We start from the raw sequence: 14617 nt of genomic DNA on the forward strand, positions 1-14617 counted from the left end.
AAAGCATCATGAAAATCAAACTTTTGATGGCGGGCCTGTTGGGCTTAGTTTCAGCAACAGCGTTTGCACAAAAAGGCGAGCTTAACACGGCTAAAGAAGAATACGAAAAATATTCCGGTTTAAGGGGCCAGGCAGCTATGGCAACAATGGCGAATAAAAGCTTAAGCACCGCCAAAGAATCTATAGATAAAGCTGCGGCAAATGAAAAAACCGCAACAATGCCGCTTACCTACGCGGTAAAAGGTTCGATTTATTCAGCGCTCGCGCTACAGGATACCGTTGCGGCAACTTCGCTTCCATTATTTAACACGGCAGAAGAAGCTTTGAAAAAAGCCAAGGAAGTAGATACCAAAGGCGATAACGCTAAAATGATTAACGATGCTTATTTAAACCTGGCCCAATACCAGCTTACCAAAGGAGTTAAAGAATACTCAGCAGGCAAATATGACCAGGCTTACAAATCGTTCGATTTTTACCGTACCGTTGCGCCTGAGGATACCAACGCTATTTATTACACCGGTTTGGCTGCCGCTAACGCGAAAAACTACCCGGCTGCTATCACCAACTACACTAAACTGCTTACAACCAACTTTTCAAAAAATCAAACAACTTACCTTGATCTTTCGTCGTTGTACCTGGCAAGCAAAGATACCACAAACGCGCTGAAAACCGTAACCGATGGTGTTGCCAAATATCCGGCCAACAGTGAGTTACGCAAACGCGAAATCGAGATCAGCCTGCAAACCGGCAAGGAAAAGGAGGTTGTTGATAAAATTCAGGCTGCTTTAGCTAATGATCCAAAAAATAAAACCTTGTACTACTACGCAGGCTTAACTTACTCGCAGGCAGGCGATGGTTACGCAAATTCGGCGAAAACCGCTAAAGACCCGGCTACCAAAACCAAATTGCAGGCATCAAAAGCCGAAGCCTACGGCAAAGCTGGCGAGATGTATAAAAAAGCCTTGGAATTAGATCCGAATTATTTTGAAGCCAATTTAAACCTGGGCTATATTATTTTGAACCCGGCCATTGATTCGTATAACGCGGCCAATAAATTACCGGCTAATAAACAAAAAGAGTATGACGCGGCTATCGCTAAAGCGAAAGCACAGTTTGACCTGGCTAAACCATATTTGTTAAAAGCAGTTGAGTTACAGCCAAAATCACTTGATGCATTACAAAACCTCAGAACTTACTACCAGGGTGTAAGGGATGATGCCAATGCTGCAAAGATCAAAGCACAGATTGACGCTTTACCGGCAAATCAATAAAACTAAAAGAGAAAGGGCTTGCAAAAGCCTTTTCTCTTAAAATTACTATTTAACATAATGTTAATTATAGTAAATAAATCATTAAGCAAAAATCGACGGTATAATTAACACATAATCATTAGTTCTCAGTGTCAGTTAACCGCCAAAGCTCATCAAATGTCAGCTTAGTTTAATTTTAAGATTAAAACGCTGCCAAACGCCCAAAGCGGCATTACAGTTGTAAACTTAACCCCAAAAACAACCCACGAAATGGATCTTAATTTAAAAAATAAAACCGCGCTGATTACAGGATCAACAGCCGGTATTGGATATGCTATCGCAAAATCTTTGGCAACCGAAGGCGTTAGCGTTTATATAAATGGCCGCAGCCAGGTTAAGGTTGATGAAGCCGCGCGGAAACTGATTGCAGAAACCGGCAATGAAAATATCAAAGGAATAGCCGCTGATTTTGCTAACCCCGCGCAGATTTCCGCGTTGATCGAACAATTGCCCGAGGTTGATATTTTGGTAAACAACGTCGGCATTTTTGAACCTAAAGATTTTTTGGCGATAACTGATGAAGACTGGTTGAAATTTTATGAAGTTAACGTTTTAAGCGGCGTGCGCATGGCGCGGGCATATTTCAATAAAATGCTGAGCAAAAACTGGGGCCGGATCATCTTTATCTCCAGCGAATCTGCTTACCAAATCCCTGCCGAAATGATTCATTACGGCATGACCAAAACCGCCCAGATTGCCGTGGCCCGCGGCCTGGCCGAACTTACTACCAATACCGGCGTTACCGTAAATACCATATTACCTGGGCCAACATTATCTGAAGGCGTAGGCGATTTTGTTAAAGCCTTAGCCGACGGACAAGGTGTTACCACAACCGAGATTGAAAAAGACTTCTTTGCAAATATCCGCGGTACTTCGCTGTTAAAACGCTTCATTACTACAGATGAGATCGCCAACCTGGTAACCTACGTTGCCAGTCCCTTATCGGCAGCCACCAACGGAGCAACTTTACGTGCCGATGGTGGTGTTATAAAAACTGCTTTTTAAACGTCATTTCGTTTTAAATCGTCAGTTTAACGAAATAAAGAACCCCCGTACCAATTCAAGTACGGGGGTTCTTTATGAATGCACCTTTAAAATTACATTTTGGTGGTGTCTTTTTTAGTAGTATCTGTTTTCATGGTATCGGCACCGGCCGGAGCGCTCTGGCTTGTTGAATCCATTTTAGTAGTGTCTGAGCCGTCGCCTGCTTTTTTTTCTGAACTGCAGCCGGTAGCAACAGCGCCGATCATTGCCGCGACAAGCGCGAAACTTAAAAATTGCTTTTTCATAGTTATTTGTTTTAGAATTAAGATTGTCAATTTATGGTGAACCTTACTATAAACCCGGTGATACGCTTATTGTTTAACCAATATTTAAAAAGGCGGCATTTTTTTTAACATTGAGCGTTTTGATCAACATTTTCAGTTTTATCCGCCGTTTTTTCTGATATTTAAGCGCTATGGTAATATCCGAAGGATTATTGAAATGGGTGATGAGGCTCTATCCCCCTCTCCTTTTTCAACGTATTTGGGTTGTTAAGTTTTTAAGTGGCTACCAGGGCGTTGATGTACGGATCAGGAAAAGTTTTCTGAATAAAAATTATAATAACAGCATATTTGGCGGTACGCTTTTTTGCGCGGCCGATCCCTTTTACCCCCTACTCTTTCACCAACTGTTAACCCGCAAAGGATATAAGTTGATTGTATGGTCAAAATCAGCCACCATACAGTATTTAAAACCGGCTACTACAAATTTACATTTCAGTATCAGGCTGAACGACAGTGACATTGAGCAGGCAGAACAGGTTTTAAATACAGCCGGAAAATTTATAAGCTCCTTCCCTATTGACATTTACGATAAAGATGGCGAAATATGCGTATCGTTGATGAACGAGGTATACGTACGAAACTTAAACTTTATTGATACTACTAATATATAGCTGCTGATGACTGTGATCATGAATGACGAGGCCTTTGAAAAAAAAGGATTTAAAATTTCGACAGATAAGAACTTGCTGGATGTTGACGTTATTTATGATTTTTTAAATAACGACTCGTATTGGGCAAAAGGCATCCCACGTCAAAAAATGGCGCGGGCAATTGAAAACTCCATGTGCTTTGGTATTTATCATAATGGCGAGCAAGCCGGTTTTGCCCGTGTTGTTACCGATAACGCAACTTTTGCCTATATATGCGATGTGTTTGTGTTACCCAAATATCGCGGCAAAAGCCTATCAAAATGGCTGATTCAAACTATCGTTAAACATCCCGACTTAAAAGGTTTAAGAAGATGGTCGCTGGCTACGGCCGATGCGCATAACCTTTACAGCCAATTTGGTTTTTCGCCCATTGCCAAGCCCGAAAGCTGGATGGAGATTTATACCCCTTACAGTAAACCGCAATAATTAACCCCCAGGCTATGAATAAAACAAACGTAAAGAAGCTGATATTTGAAGGCGAAAGCGTGATACTCGACTTCAAAAAAACAATTACAAGTTGCGAAAAAATAGCCCGCACCATGGTTTCATTCGCCAATAACAAGGGCGGCAAATTATTGATCGGCGTTGCTGATGACGGCACTATTAAAGGCGTAAAATCCGAAGAAGAGGAAAAATACATGATAACCCGGGCCGCGCACCTTTTTTCTCGCCCGGCACTCGAACCCGTTTTTGAGGAAGTTTATGTTGATGATAAAGTAGTGCTACTGGTTGATATCCCGCCAAGCGACCTCAAACCCCATTACGCGCTTGCCGAAGACGGCAAGTGGTGGGTGTATGTGCGCGTGCAGGATAAAAGCGTACTGGCCAGTAAAATTGTACTGGAAGTTTTGAAGCGCTCATCAAATGATCAGGGTGTTTTAATTGAATATTCAGACAACGAACGAACCTTACTGGGGCACCTGGAAAAAGCAGGGCGTGTTACCATAAAAGAATGTGCCGAACTTTTAAAAGTGGGCAGGCGAAGGGCGCAAAATTTGCTGGTAGATTTGATCCTTTCAGGTATTATCAAAATAAACACCACCGAAAAAGAAGAATATTACACGGCCTGCTGAATTTGTTAACATGTAAATAGCTACTTTTGGCACCCTGTGTTAAAAGTAATGTCTGGTACCTTCTCAAAATATAAACCATTTTACCGCGAAAGCCTTAAGCTTGCCATCCCAGTTGTACTATCCAACGTGGGCCATACGCTGGTGCAAACATCGGATACCATTATTGTGGGGCACTTTGCGGGCACATCGTCGCTGGCGGCTGTAGCGCTGGTTAATAGTTTATTTATGGTTCCGCTGGTAATCGGGATGGGCATCTCGTACGGGTTAACGCCACTGGTTGCACAAAATAACGGCGGCGGTAATAAGCGCGAATGCGGAATGCTGTTATCAAACAGTTTGTTGATCAATATGCTTAGCGGGGTACTGTTGTTTGCATTGATCTATTTTGGTACGATGCTGCTGATTGGTCACCTTGGTCAATCGCCCGCTGTGGTAGCCGAAGCCAGGCCCTATTTGTTGCTGCTGAGTTTATCGTTGATCCCGCTTTTGGTGTTTAATACCTTTAAGCAGTTTGCCGAAGGTTTAGGCTTTACAAAGCAGGCCATGATGATCTCTATCTGGGGAAACGTAATCAATATCTGCCTCGGGATCACTTTTGTTAAGGGCTTGTTCGGGATACCTGCAATGGGGATCAGGGGCGTTGGGTACAGCACGTTAATTGATCGTTGTGTGATGGCCGTGGTAATGGCTTTCTACGTTTTCAGATCAAAGAACTTCAAAGCATACCTAAAGGATTTTTCTATCAGAAACATCGACCGCATCCGTGGCTTGCGGATCATGAAAATAGGTGCGCCGGTTGCGCTTCAATATGTTTTTGAGGTGAGCGCTTTCGGCGGCGCGGCTATTTTAGTTGGTACTATAGGCTTAGTACAGCAGGCCGCTCACCAGGTTTCTATCAGTCTGGCATCCATGACCTATATGGCCGCGAGCGGAATTTCGGCAGCAGCAGCGATCAAATCGGGGAATTATTTCGGGGCAAAAAAACGCGATAAGTTAAGGCTCTCGGCAATAGCCAACTACCACATCGTGTTGATTTTTATGAGCATAACTGCCTTGCTGTTCACCGTTTTGCGCAGCTACCTACCATGGATTTATACTTCAGATGAAAGTGTTATACATATTGCAGTACAGATACTTATCATCGTGGCACTATTTCAATTGTTTGATGGCGCCCAGGTTGTTGGCCTTGGCGTATTACGCGGAATGGGTGACGTGAATATCCCTACGCTTATCACCTTTCTGGCCTATTGGGTAGTTGGTTTACCAATTGGTTATGTATTAGGTATTACGCTGCATTGGGGTATTAATGGTGTTTGGTACGGCCTGGTATTGGGCCTCGCCACAGCATCGGTGCTGCTGTTTATCCGCTTTAACATCATTAGCAAAACCAGGCATTATCACGAAGTGCCGATAGTAGCTCAGGATTAAAAATACAGATCGGCGGCAACTTTAAAGGTATTGCAGTGGGCGTCTACAATATCCCCGATATCCGGCGAATAGCCTCCTCCCATGCTTACCTGCACCGGGAGGCCGTTTTTGATACACTGTTCAAACACAAATTGATCGCGGGCTTTACAAGCTTCCCTGGTTAAGGCAAGTTTACCAAGTTTGTCTGTAGCCAGGATATCCACCCCGGAAAGATAAAAAACAAAATCGGGTTGATGCCGGGCTATCAGCTGTGGCAGTACAGCGGTGAGCGTCCCGAGATATTCATCATCCGATATTCCATCTGCCAAGGGGATATCAAGGTCTGATTTTTCCTTTCTATACGGAAAGTTGTTGGCGCCATGCATAGAAAATGTAAACACCCGCGCGTCGTTTTCAAATATCTGCGCGGTGCCATTACCCTGGTGTACATCTAAATCAATAATTAAGATAGAATTGTTTAAATTGTTATTTAACAACCAATTAGCAGCTATAGCCTGATCATTAAGCAAACAAAACCCTTCGCCCCAGTTACTGCCCGCGTGGTGTGTACCACCGGCTACATTAAAGGCTACGCCGTACTCAGCAGCAAACCTGCAACCATCAATTGTTCCCTGGGCAATACGTATTTCGCGCTCAACCAGCCGGGCGGATAACGGAAAGCCGGTGCGGCGCTGTTCTTTAGCGGGCAAGGTTAAATCGCGTAACTGATGCCAGTAATCAACATCATGTGTTTGTGTGATCACATTCTCTGCAAGCAAACCTGGCGAAAACAGGTTTGTGGAAGTGATTACGCCTTCATGTAACAACTGGTCAGGAATAAGCTCGTATTTAAGCATCGGGAAACGGTGTCCCTCAGGCAGCGGATGCGCATAACTGGGATCGTAAGCTATCTTGAGCATATCGGTTTATAACTCTTCGATATTCTTCCTGATGGTATCGCAAATTCCTTCCAATGGCAAATCGTTGGCATCCCGGCCAAACGGATCTTCAATTTCTTCTGCCAGGATTTCAATACTTGCAAATACAAAAAGCACGAAGCCGATGATCGGAACAATAAGATACTTTAATTCAAAGGCCCAGGTAAAGGGCAACGTCATGATATAAGTAAAAATAAACTTTTTGATAAATACGTTGTACGAGAAAGGTATCGGTGTTTTTTTGATCCGTTCGCAGGCGCCACAATTATCTGTAAAAGAAGTGATTTCGGATGTTATACTAAACAGTTGCTCCGGGTTAATCACCTGCGCCCTATTGAGGTTGTATACCCGCTCAACCATTGCCGAAGCAATTTGGTTGGGCACATGCTTTTTAGGATCAATCACTATATACTGCTGTTCTTCAGGTACATATTCGTCACGCAAATGATTTTTAAGCGAGCGGGCATAAAACGGAATAGCGAATTTGAAGAAATCCATATCCTGTTCGCTTACGAGATGTTTTAGTTTGATGGCGAAATTGCGGCTGTTGTTCACCAGGCTACCCCAGATCTTGCGACCCTCCCACCACCTGTCGTAAGCGGAGTTGATACGAAAGGCAAGTAACAACGAAAACACAAACCCGATGGTTTGGTGGATAAAACTTACTTTTTTCAAGATGCTGTTATCGGGCAATTCCCATACATCCGTTAACAGGTAGGTAACTACACCGGCATAAGCGCTAACCGCCAAAATGAGCGGAAAAAGCTCGCGTACGGTATCGGCCCTGTTTATTTTAAATATTGAAGAAAACCACTCTTTTGGGTTGTAATATACCATGTTATGAAATTTCTATATAGCTTTAATTGAGGCTTCCATGAGTGCCGCCGTTTTATAAACATCCTCAAAAGTATTGTATAAAGGCACAGGGCTTAAGCGGATTACGTCGGGTTCGCGCCAATCGCCTATTACACCGTTTTGGGCAAGAAAATGAAACGTCGACTTGGCGTTGCGCTTGCAAACCACCGAAAGCTGGCTACCCCGCGCCTGCGGATCTGCCGGGGTTATGATCCTGAAAAGCTCCTCTCCCTGCCTTAAATTAATTTCGTTAATCAGGAACTCCAAATAAGCCGTCAATCGCAAGCTTTTATCGCGGATGATACTCATATTGCCTGCACTATCAAAAATTGCCATAGAGGCCTTAAAAAGCGCAAGAAGAGGTATTGGACTTGTGCTTACCTGCCAGCCATTGGCTCCCTGCTCCGCATCAAAGCCAGGGGCCATTAAAAAACGCATATCCCGGCGGTATCCCCACCATCCGGCAAAGCGGTTCATTGTAGTATCGGTAAAATGCCGTTCATGTACAAAAATACCGCTTATGCCGCCCGGGCCCGAATTCATGTACTTGTAAGAACACCAGCAAGCGAAGTCAGCGCCCCATTGGTGGAGCTGCAAGGGCACATTACCGGCAGCATGGGCCAAATCAAAACCCGCGTAAGCTCCGGCCTGGTGAGCGGCATCGGTTATAGCTTTTAAATCAAAAAACTGCCCTGTGTAATAATTGATGCCGGCAAAAAGTACAACCGCCAGCTCGTTTTTATGCTGTTCGATGGTATTGACGATATCTTCGGTACGTAAGGTAAGCTCACCTTCGCGAGGAAAAATTTCAATGACAGCGCTTTGCGGATCGAAACCATGGTGTTTTACCTGGCTCTCCACGGCATATTGATCTGAAGGAAAAGCGCCTCCCTCTATGATTATTTTAAACCTTTTACTATTTGGTTTATAGAAACTTACCATTAGTAAATGAAGATTCACTGTAAGTGAATTCATCACCGCTACTTCATTCTCCTGCGCCCCAACTATCCTTGCAATGGATCCTGATAAGGATTGATGATAATCAAGCCAGGGATCTTCACCCTGAAACCAGCCTTCAACAGCCAGGTTTTGCCAGTTGTTTAACTGGTCATTCAAATAGGTTCGGGCCGTCACGGGTTGTAGGCCAAGTGAGTTTCCACAAAGGTAAACTGCATCGGCCCCGTTATGCTGAGGTATAAGAAATTGTTCCCTGAAGTTTTTAAGCGGGTCGAGGCGGTCCTGCTCCCGGGCAAAAGCTAAATCATTCTGGTAATTCATTGCCCAATATTACAAATTCAAACTCTTATTTGTTGGGCTTGCTTACGTAAATATTGCCTTTTACGTAAAATCGGTAAGGCAGTAAAGCATCCTCCTGTGCGTAAGCCACACCAATCCGCGGACCGGCGGCTACCTGATCGTCAGGAAAAGTCAGGCCCCTGTCTTCGAGCCATATAACATCACCTTGAAGACTGAAAGCGTTGATGTTACGTGAAATACCTAAAGCTTTAGCTACAGATCCGGGGCCTTTGGTTACCGTGGGTTTAAGCTGGGGCATATTGCGCCGTACCTGCATCTCGCCAATGCCCTCGGTTGGCTGAATGGCCCTGATCAGGATAGCCTGGGGATTTCCCTCTACCGAAGTTACTATGTTAAACATTTCGTGAATACCGTAACACAGATAAACGTAGCTGATCCCTCCCCGCTTAAACATGGTATCGGTACGGGCGGTACGGCGGTTACCGTAAGCATGCGATGCTTTATCTATAACCCCGTTATAAGCCTCCGTTTCAACAATATATCCACCGGTAACTACATTGTTAATGCAGGTAAACAGAAACTTACCTATCAAATCTCTGCTGATGGCCACTACATCATTGCCCAAATAATAATTTTCAGGAAGCTTCATTTTCGAGGATACCTTTAAGTATTTTATTAATCTCTTCGGCTTTATCAAAGATCATGATATGGGTACCGCCTTTAACAATGGTAGCGCCTTTAATCCGCTTGTAATCAAAAACCAGGTCTTTATCGCCGGTGATGTGATATAAATTTGGAGGAACAACGCTGTTTTTCCAATGTAGTATGGCATACATGGCCCATTTAATAAATACCAGCGATGACTTTCTGAGCATATCGCCAAACAGCCACGCATCCTCTGCACTCATATGCCCAAACACCGGTTTTATAAATACCGCCATCAAATTAAAAACTTTACCGGGTATTAGTTTATAAACCGGCAGCGTGCGAAAAAGTTTAAAATACCAGGGCGCCTCATCGCTTGTTTTGATGCTTGAGATCAGGATCACTTTTTTAACAGGCATAAATTTGGCCATTTCAACCGCGATTACACCTCCTAAAGAATTACCTATCAATACCGAACCAGGCTTTATATTATATTGAAAGATAAGCCTTTGCGCGTAAGCTGTTAAAGTGTCGTTTAAATCAGGTTCAACCCAATCTACACGGATCAGCTCGCAGTCGCCGGTCAAGCTGATGTTATTATAAACGCGCGTATCGGCGCCGAGGCCGGCTATCAGGTATATCCTGTCCATTAAAAATTAACGAGTTTAACAATCTGCTCAAGATATTGGGCGTCGGTTTCGTCAAACTGATCAAGGTGTTCGCTATCAACATCCAGCACTGCCACAACCTCGCTGTTTTTAAATACAGGCACAACAATTTCCGAACGCGAAAGTGAACTGCAAGCAATATGTCCGGGGAAAGCCTCTACATCGGGCACTATCAAAGTTTTTGCCTGCTGCCATGACGCTCCGCAAACTCCCTTGCCTAAACCGATCCTTGTGCAGGCTACCGGCCCCTGGAAAGGCCCTAAAACAAGCTCGTTATGCTTTACCAGGTAAAAACCTACCCAAAACCATTTAAACTGCTCTTTAAGTGCTGCGGTAATGTTAGCAAGGTTTGCCACAAGGTCTGCCTCGCCCGAAAGCAGAGCTTCAATCTGCGGAATCAGTGTGGTGTATTGCTCTGTTTTATTTGTCGATAAGGTTATTTTCAAATCTTCTGCCATAGCTGCAAACTTAATAATGTAGTATTGAAAGTAAATAAGTCTAATATCATATTAAATTTTTTATTTCGCATTTATATGATCGTTAGTCTTACCATTGTGCGCTACCGCAGGTTACTTATGCCTTTTGCCTTGTTGGCCATGGCTATACACCGGCTCCCTTTATTTTATCAAAAAGGCTGCAGTTTTTACAAGTTACTTGGCTCGGGCAAAAACGGCACATTTGATCTCGCACCCGACTGGCAGCAATGGGGCTTACTGGCCTGCTGGGATAGCCGGGAGGATTTTGAGAGATTCAGAAATACGTCATTCGTTGCGGGTTGGTGGAAGTTTTTCGGCACCGAACAATGGACGATGTTATGCATTCCGCTTCAAAGCCACGGCAAATGGAGCAGCAAAGAACCCTTCGGCCATCCAAAGGAAATCATACCCGACGGGCCGGTGGCCGTGCTCACCCGCGCCACCATCAGGTTTAGCCGCTTGAAAAACTTTTGGGCCAATGTTGATACCGTAGCCAATATCATGACCAGGGCCCCAGGCTATATCACCTCGTTCGGAGTTGGAGAGGCGCCGTTTTACAAACAGGCTACCTTTTCGGTTTGGAAAAACATGGACGATGTAAAGGCCTTTGCCTACCAAAGCAGGGAACACGCGGAAGTGATAAAAAAAACAAGAAGCGAAAATTGGTACAGCGAAGAATTATTCGCCCGGTTTAAACCTATTGCAAGCTTCGGAACATTAAACGGACGGGATCCTTTAAACGGATTATTAAACTAAAAAAATGAGAATTATTGCCGAATTACCACACCCCGATTTTAAAATATCTATCCTCAGCATGAACAATAAATTTATTGTGAAGATAGAACAGGGCGCGCTGGAGCAAAGTTACAAGATCCCGGAGATGGATTTAACAGATGGTGTTAACAGTGTTTTTGAACTTTTGGATGAAGAATTTCTAAAAAAAGTGTCAACCCGGTTTATTGATATGCGCAACGATTATAAGGACGCCTATTTCAGGTACAACTATTAGGTATTTTTAAAATACCGGTAACAGTTTTTTTTCGAACCATTCGTAAACAACATAGCCGGTTTAAAATCCGGCTATGTTGTTTACGAATGTATTGCTCGGTTATAAATACTGATAGGTTTTGTATCCGCCTTTGCTATTTCTCTTGAAATTTCAGCACTACACATTCACCGCGCAAAGCTCACGCACTTTGGCTACCACAAAGTCAACCTCATCTTTAGTGTTATACTTTGAGAACGAGAAACGCACCGATGGCCTGGATGAACTTGCACCGATAGCGGTTAATACATGCGAGCCAATATCACTACCCGAACTACACGCGCTGCCACCCGATGCCGAGATCCCGGCAATATCCAGGTTAAACAACAACATGTCGCTCATTTCCATTTCGGGGAAAGCTACGTTTAATACCGTATACAAACTTGTAGCCGGATCCGTTTCGCCGTTGAAGCTTACACCCGGAACATGGGCAGTCAACTGCTCCATCATGTAAGATTTCAAGCCTTGAATATGGTTTTGGTGCTGCTCCATTTCGCGATAAGCCAGCTCCAGCGCTTTGGCCAAACCTACTATACCGTAAATATTTTCGGTACCGCCGCGCATGTTGCGTTCCTGAGCGCCGCCGTAAATAAAAGGTTTTATCTTTATTTTATGGTTGATGTATAAAAAGCCTACGCCTTTAGGGCCGTGTAATTTATGCCCTGCACATACCAGGAAATGAGCTTTTAGTTTACTCAGATCGTGCGGGTAATGCCCCATGGTTTGCACGGTATCGCAATGATAAATAGCGTTGTACGCTTCGCACAGATCACCAACGCGTTCCATATCCGATAGTGTGCCTATTTCATTATTAGCGTGCATCAGTGATACAAAACTACGCTCGTTTTCCTTGAGCAAAGTTTCGAGGTGATCATAATCAACAGCGCCCTTGCTATCGATATTTACCAGGCTCAGTTTAATTAAACCAGATTTCTCCATGGCCTCCAGGGTATGGAGCACTGCGTGATGCTCAATAGGACTGGTGATGGCATGGGTAATGTTGTGATCAATAATACCACACCTGATAGCGGTATTATCGGCCTCGGTACCGCTTGATGTAAAGAAAATTTCGGCGGGCGAGGTGTGCAGCAAACCGGCTATGGTTTTACGCGAACGCTCAATGAGGGTGCGGGCCTCCCTGCCGTGGGCATGTATTGATGATGGGTTACCAAACTGGTTCTCCATTACCTTGTACATCTCCTTCATTACGTCAGGATCAAGCGGTGTAGTAGCGGCATTATCAAAATAAACGCGCATTCTTTTTTAAAATTTATAAATTAATGGATCAGTAAACTTCAAAACACAAACCCGGAAATACGATAAATGCCGAACAACCAACGATTTTATCGCCGGTTGCCCGTTATTTGAATGCCGGAAAAATTAACCCTTCAGCTGTAAGATCTCCTTGATATCAGCGATGATCTTATTGGCCAGCCCGTTTGCCACCGTTTCAGAATTGCCTTCAGAATAAATCCTGATAATAGGTTCGGTGTTTGACTTACGCAAATGTACCCATTCTTTATCAAATTCTATTTTCAGGCCATCTATCGTGGAGTGTGGCTGTTTGATATATTTTTCTTCTACCTTGCTCAAAAGGGCGTCTATGTCCATTTCGGGCGTTAAGGTAATCTTGTTTTTCGAAATAAAATAACCCGGGTATGAAGCGCGCAGGCTCGAAACCGACTTGCCGTATTTAGCCAGATGCGTTAAAAACAAAGCGATGCCTACCAATGCGTCGCGGCCGTAATGTAATTCCGGATAGATCACCCCACCGTTTCCTTCACCGCCAATCACAGCGTTTACCGCTTTCATCTGGTTAACCACGTTCACCTCTCCCACAGCGGCAGCATGATATTCACCGCCCGCCTTTTCGGTCACATCCCTTAAGGCACGGGTCGACGACAGGTTTGATACCGTATTACCCACATTGTTTTTCAACACATAATCGGCTACGGCAACCAGCGTATACTCCTCGCCAAACATATTACCGTCTTCGCAAACAAAGCACAGTCGGTCAACATCCGGGTCTACAGCTATACCCAGATCGGCGCGTTTGTTTAAAACCTCTTTCGATAATGCCACCAGGTTTTCAGGAAGCGGTTCGGGGTTGTGCGGGAAGTTCCCATCCGGTTCACAATATAGCTCGTGTATTGTTTCAACCCCCAGTACCTTTAATAAAGCCGGAACGAAAATACCACCGGTAGAGTTAACGCAATCAATTACTATTTTAAAATTGGCGGCCTTTATAGCGGCCACGTCAACCAACGGTAAGGCCAATATCAAATCGATATGCTTTTGCAGCCAGGCGTTACTGTGGGTTACTTTGCCTAAATTGTTTACCTCGGCATATTGAAAATCGCTGTCCTCCGCAATGGCTAATACTTCCTTACCGTCGGCGTCGCTTATAAATTCGCCGGCAGCGTTTAAAAGCTTAAGGGCATTCCATTGTTTAGGATTATGGCTTGCGGTGAGGATAATGCCCCCCGCGGCCTGCTCGCCGGTAACGGCAACCTCAACAGTCGGGGTTGTCGACAGACCAAGGTCGATCACATCAATACCCAAACCCTGTAAAGTACCAATTACAAGGTTGTTCACCATCTCGCCCGAAAGACGGGCATCACGGCCAACCACAATTTTTTTGATCCCCGATTTTTTAACGGCCCACGAACCGTAGGCCGATGTGAACTTTACAATATCAAGCGGTGTTAAACCATCGCCAACAGCGCCACCAATGGTACCGCGTATACCCGAAATAGATTTTATTAATGTCAAAATGAACTGTTTTTGGTGAGGTAAAATTAAAAAATATAAGCTATACCTTAAATAAATAGTGTCGTTTTACGTAATTACGCTGCTGCCGACATGCAATGCTACGGTTAAATCAACGCTTTTCATGCGATGCGATTACCTGCTGTTTGTCATTATTTGGCATTATTTAAAGCTTTAACGGTTAATCAGGGCCATC

At 44.2% G+C, this 14617-nt stretch carries 17 protein-coding genes; 8 read left to right on the plus strand and 9 right to left on the minus strand.

Going from position 1 to position 14617, the window contains the following annotated elements; translation table 11 throughout:
- Positions 1-8 precede the first annotated feature (8 nt).
- Positions 9-1271 carry a tetratricopeptide repeat protein gene (locus tag LX99_RS08735; RefSeq protein ID WP_109607500.1) on the plus strand — a complete coding sequence of 421 codons (1263 nt, stop codon included), beginning with the start codon at positions 9-11 and terminating at the stop codon, positions 1269-1271.
- A gap of 249 nt (positions 1272-1520) precedes the next feature.
- The gene (locus tag LX99_RS08740; protein ID WP_109607501.1) at positions 1521-2315 is read left to right on the plus strand and encodes an SDR family NAD(P)-dependent oxidoreductase; all 795 of its coding nucleotides are present in this window, start codon (positions 1521-1523) and stop codon (positions 2313-2315) included.
- Between the two features lie 92 nt (positions 2316-2407).
- On the opposite strand, the gene LX99_RS25345 is transcribed toward LX99_RS08740, so the two are convergent.
- Positions 2408-2599 carry a hypothetical protein gene (locus LX99_RS25345; protein WP_022831701.1) on the minus strand — a complete coding sequence of 64 codons (192 nt, stop codon included), beginning with the start codon at positions 2597-2599 and terminating at the stop codon, positions 2408-2410.
- Positions 2600-2769: 170 nt separating this feature from the next.
- On the opposite strand from LX99_RS25345, the gene LX99_RS08745 reads away from it, so the two are divergent.
- From LX99_RS08745 to LX99_RS08760, 4 genes are read left to right on the plus strand one after another with little or no spacing between them, the layout of a single operon-like run.
- Positions 2770-3249, plus strand: a complete 480-nt coding sequence (locus LX99_RS08745) for a DUF4442 domain-containing protein (protein ID WP_109607502.1) — start codon at positions 2770-2772, stop codon at positions 3247-3249.
- A gap of 6 nt (positions 3250-3255) precedes the next feature.
- Positions 3256-3714, plus strand: coding sequence for a GNAT family N-acetyltransferase (locus LX99_RS08750; protein ID WP_211318977.1), 459 nt, complete (start codon positions 3256-3258; stop codon positions 3712-3714).
- Positions 3715-3728: 14 nt separating this feature from the next.
- Positions 3729-4361, plus strand: coding sequence for an AlbA family DNA-binding domain-containing protein (locus tag LX99_RS08755; protein ID WP_109607503.1), 633 nt, complete (start codon positions 3729-3731; stop codon positions 4359-4361).
- Between the two features lie 48 nt (positions 4362-4409).
- Positions 4410-5789: an MATE family efflux transporter gene (locus LX99_RS08760; protein ID WP_109607504.1), complete on the plus strand. Its 1380-nt coding sequence runs from the start codon at positions 4410-4412 to the stop codon at positions 5787-5789.
- Here the strand turns inward: LX99_RS08760 and LX99_RS08765 are convergent.
- The 6 genes from LX99_RS08765 to LX99_RS08790 are packed head-to-tail and all read right to left on the minus strand — an operon-like array spanning position 5786 to position 10589.
- On the minus strand, positions 5786-6688 hold the full coding sequence (locus LX99_RS08765) for a histone deacetylase family protein (RefSeq protein ID WP_109607505.1): 903 nt from the start codon (positions 6686-6688) through the stop codon (positions 5786-5788). The two genes, LX99_RS08760 and LX99_RS08765, sit on opposite strands and share 4 nt — an antisense overlap.
- 6 nt (positions 6689-6694) lie before the next feature.
- Positions 6695-7543 (minus strand): bestrophin family protein, encoded by an 849-nt coding sequence (locus LX99_RS08770; RefSeq protein ID WP_109607506.1) that lies wholly within the window; start codon positions 7541-7543, stop codon positions 6695-6697.
- Positions 7544-7555: 12 nt separating this feature from the next.
- Positions 7556-8839: a kynureninase gene (gene kynU / locus LX99_RS08775; RefSeq protein ID WP_109607507.1), complete on the minus strand. Its 1284-nt coding sequence runs from the start codon at positions 8837-8839 to the stop codon at positions 7556-7558.
- 25 nt (positions 8840-8864) lie between these two features.
- Entirely contained in the window at positions 8865-9467 is a 603-nt protein-coding gene (locus LX99_RS08780; RefSeq protein WP_022830169.1) for a DNA-3-methyladenine glycosylase, read from the minus strand.
- Positions 9454-10113 carry an alpha/beta hydrolase gene (locus LX99_RS08785; RefSeq protein WP_109607508.1) on the minus strand — a complete coding sequence of 220 codons (660 nt, stop codon included), beginning with the start codon at positions 10111-10113 and terminating at the stop codon, positions 9454-9456. Before LX99_RS08785 ends, LX99_RS08780 begins: the two co-directional genes overlap by 14 nt.
- Positions 10113-10589 carry a GAF domain-containing protein gene (locus LX99_RS08790; protein ID WP_022830170.1) on the minus strand — a complete coding sequence of 159 codons (477 nt, stop codon included), beginning with the start codon at positions 10587-10589 and terminating at the stop codon, positions 10113-10115. The genes LX99_RS08785 and LX99_RS08790 overlap by 1 nt, the downstream gene beginning before the upstream one ends.
- A 75-nt stretch (positions 10590-10664) precedes the next feature.
- On the opposite strand from LX99_RS08790, the gene LX99_RS08795 reads away from it, so the two are divergent.
- Positions 10665-11363, plus strand: coding sequence for a DUF3291 domain-containing protein (locus LX99_RS08795; protein ID WP_109607509.1), 699 nt, complete (start codon positions 10665-10667; stop codon positions 11361-11363).
- Positions 11364-11367: 4 nt separating this feature from the next.
- Positions 11368-11616, plus strand: coding sequence for a hypothetical protein (locus LX99_RS08800; protein WP_022830172.1), 249 nt, complete (start codon positions 11368-11370; stop codon positions 11614-11616).
- 156 nt (positions 11617-11772) lie between these two features.
- On the opposite strand, the gene LX99_RS08805 is transcribed toward LX99_RS08800, so the two are convergent.
- On the minus strand, positions 11773-12909 hold the full coding sequence (locus tag LX99_RS08805; RefSeq protein WP_109607510.1) for a cysteine desulfurase family protein: 1137 nt from the start codon (positions 12907-12909) through the stop codon (positions 11773-11775).
- Positions 12910-13032: 123 nt separating this feature from the next.
- Positions 13033-14424, minus strand: a complete 1392-nt coding sequence (gene glmM / locus LX99_RS08810) for a phosphoglucosamine mutase (protein WP_109607511.1) — start codon at positions 14422-14424, stop codon at positions 13033-13035.
- Between the last annotated feature and the right edge of the window lie 193 nt (positions 14425-14617).

Origin of the sequence: Mucilaginibacter oryzae (assembly GCF_003148845.1) — a bacterium.
GTDB lineage: Bacteria > Bacteroidota > Bacteroidia > Sphingobacteriales > Sphingobacteriaceae > Mucilaginibacter > Mucilaginibacter oryzae.

Coding starts and splice junctions, on each gene's coding strand:
- kynU (WP_109607507.1), bottom strand. CDS start 8,839: ATGAATTACCAGAATGATTTAGCTTTTGCCCGGGAGCAGGACCGCCTC.
- LX99_RS08755 (WP_109607503.1), top strand. CDS start 3,729: ATGAATAAAACAAACGTAAAGAAGCTGATATTTGAAGGCGAAAGCGTG.
- LX99_RS08790 (WP_022830170.1), bottom strand. CDS start 10,589: ATGGCAGAAGATTTGAAAATAACCTTATCGACAAATAAAACAGAGCAA.
- LX99_RS08735 (WP_109607500.1), top strand. CDS start 9: ATGAAAATCAAACTTTTGATGGCGGGCCTGTTGGGCTTAGTTTCAGCA.
- LX99_RS08740 (WP_109607501.1), top strand. CDS start 1,521: ATGGATCTTAATTTAAAAAATAAAACCGCGCTGATTACAGGATCAACA.
- LX99_RS25345 (WP_022831701.1), bottom strand. CDS start 2,599: ATGAAAAAGCAATTTTTAAGTTTCGCGCTTGTCGCGGCAATGATCGGC.
- LX99_RS08780 (WP_022830169.1), bottom strand. CDS start 9,467: ATGAAGCTTCCTGAAAATTATTATTTGGGCAATGATGTAGTGGCCATC.
- LX99_RS08805 (WP_109607510.1), bottom strand. CDS start 12,909: ATGCGCGTTTATTTTGATAATGCCGCTACTACACCGCTTGATCCTGAC.
- LX99_RS08765 (WP_109607505.1), bottom strand. CDS start 6,688: ATGCTCAAGATAGCTTACGATCCCAGTTATGCGCATCCGCTGCCTGAG.
- LX99_RS08760 (WP_109607504.1), top strand. CDS start 4,410: ATGTCTGGTACCTTCTCAAAATATAAACCATTTTACCGCGAAAGCCTT.
- LX99_RS08800 (WP_022830172.1), top strand. CDS start 11,368: ATGAGAATTATTGCCGAATTACCACACCCCGATTTTAAAATATCTATC.
- LX99_RS08785 (WP_109607508.1), bottom strand. CDS start 10,113: ATGGACAGGATATACCTGATAGCCGGCCTCGGCGCCGATACGCGCGTT.
- LX99_RS08750 (WP_211318977.1), top strand. CDS start 3,256: ATGACTGTGATCATGAATGACGAGGCCTTTGAAAAAAAAGGATTTAAA.
- LX99_RS08770 (WP_109607506.1), bottom strand. CDS start 7,543: ATGGTATATTACAACCCAAAAGAGTGGTTTTCTTCAATATTTAAAATA.
- LX99_RS08795 (WP_109607509.1), top strand. CDS start 10,665: ATGATCGTTAGTCTTACCATTGTGCGCTACCGCAGGTTACTTATGCCT.
- LX99_RS08745 (WP_109607502.1), top strand. CDS start 2,770: ATGGTAATATCCGAAGGATTATTGAAATGGGTGATGAGGCTCTATCCC.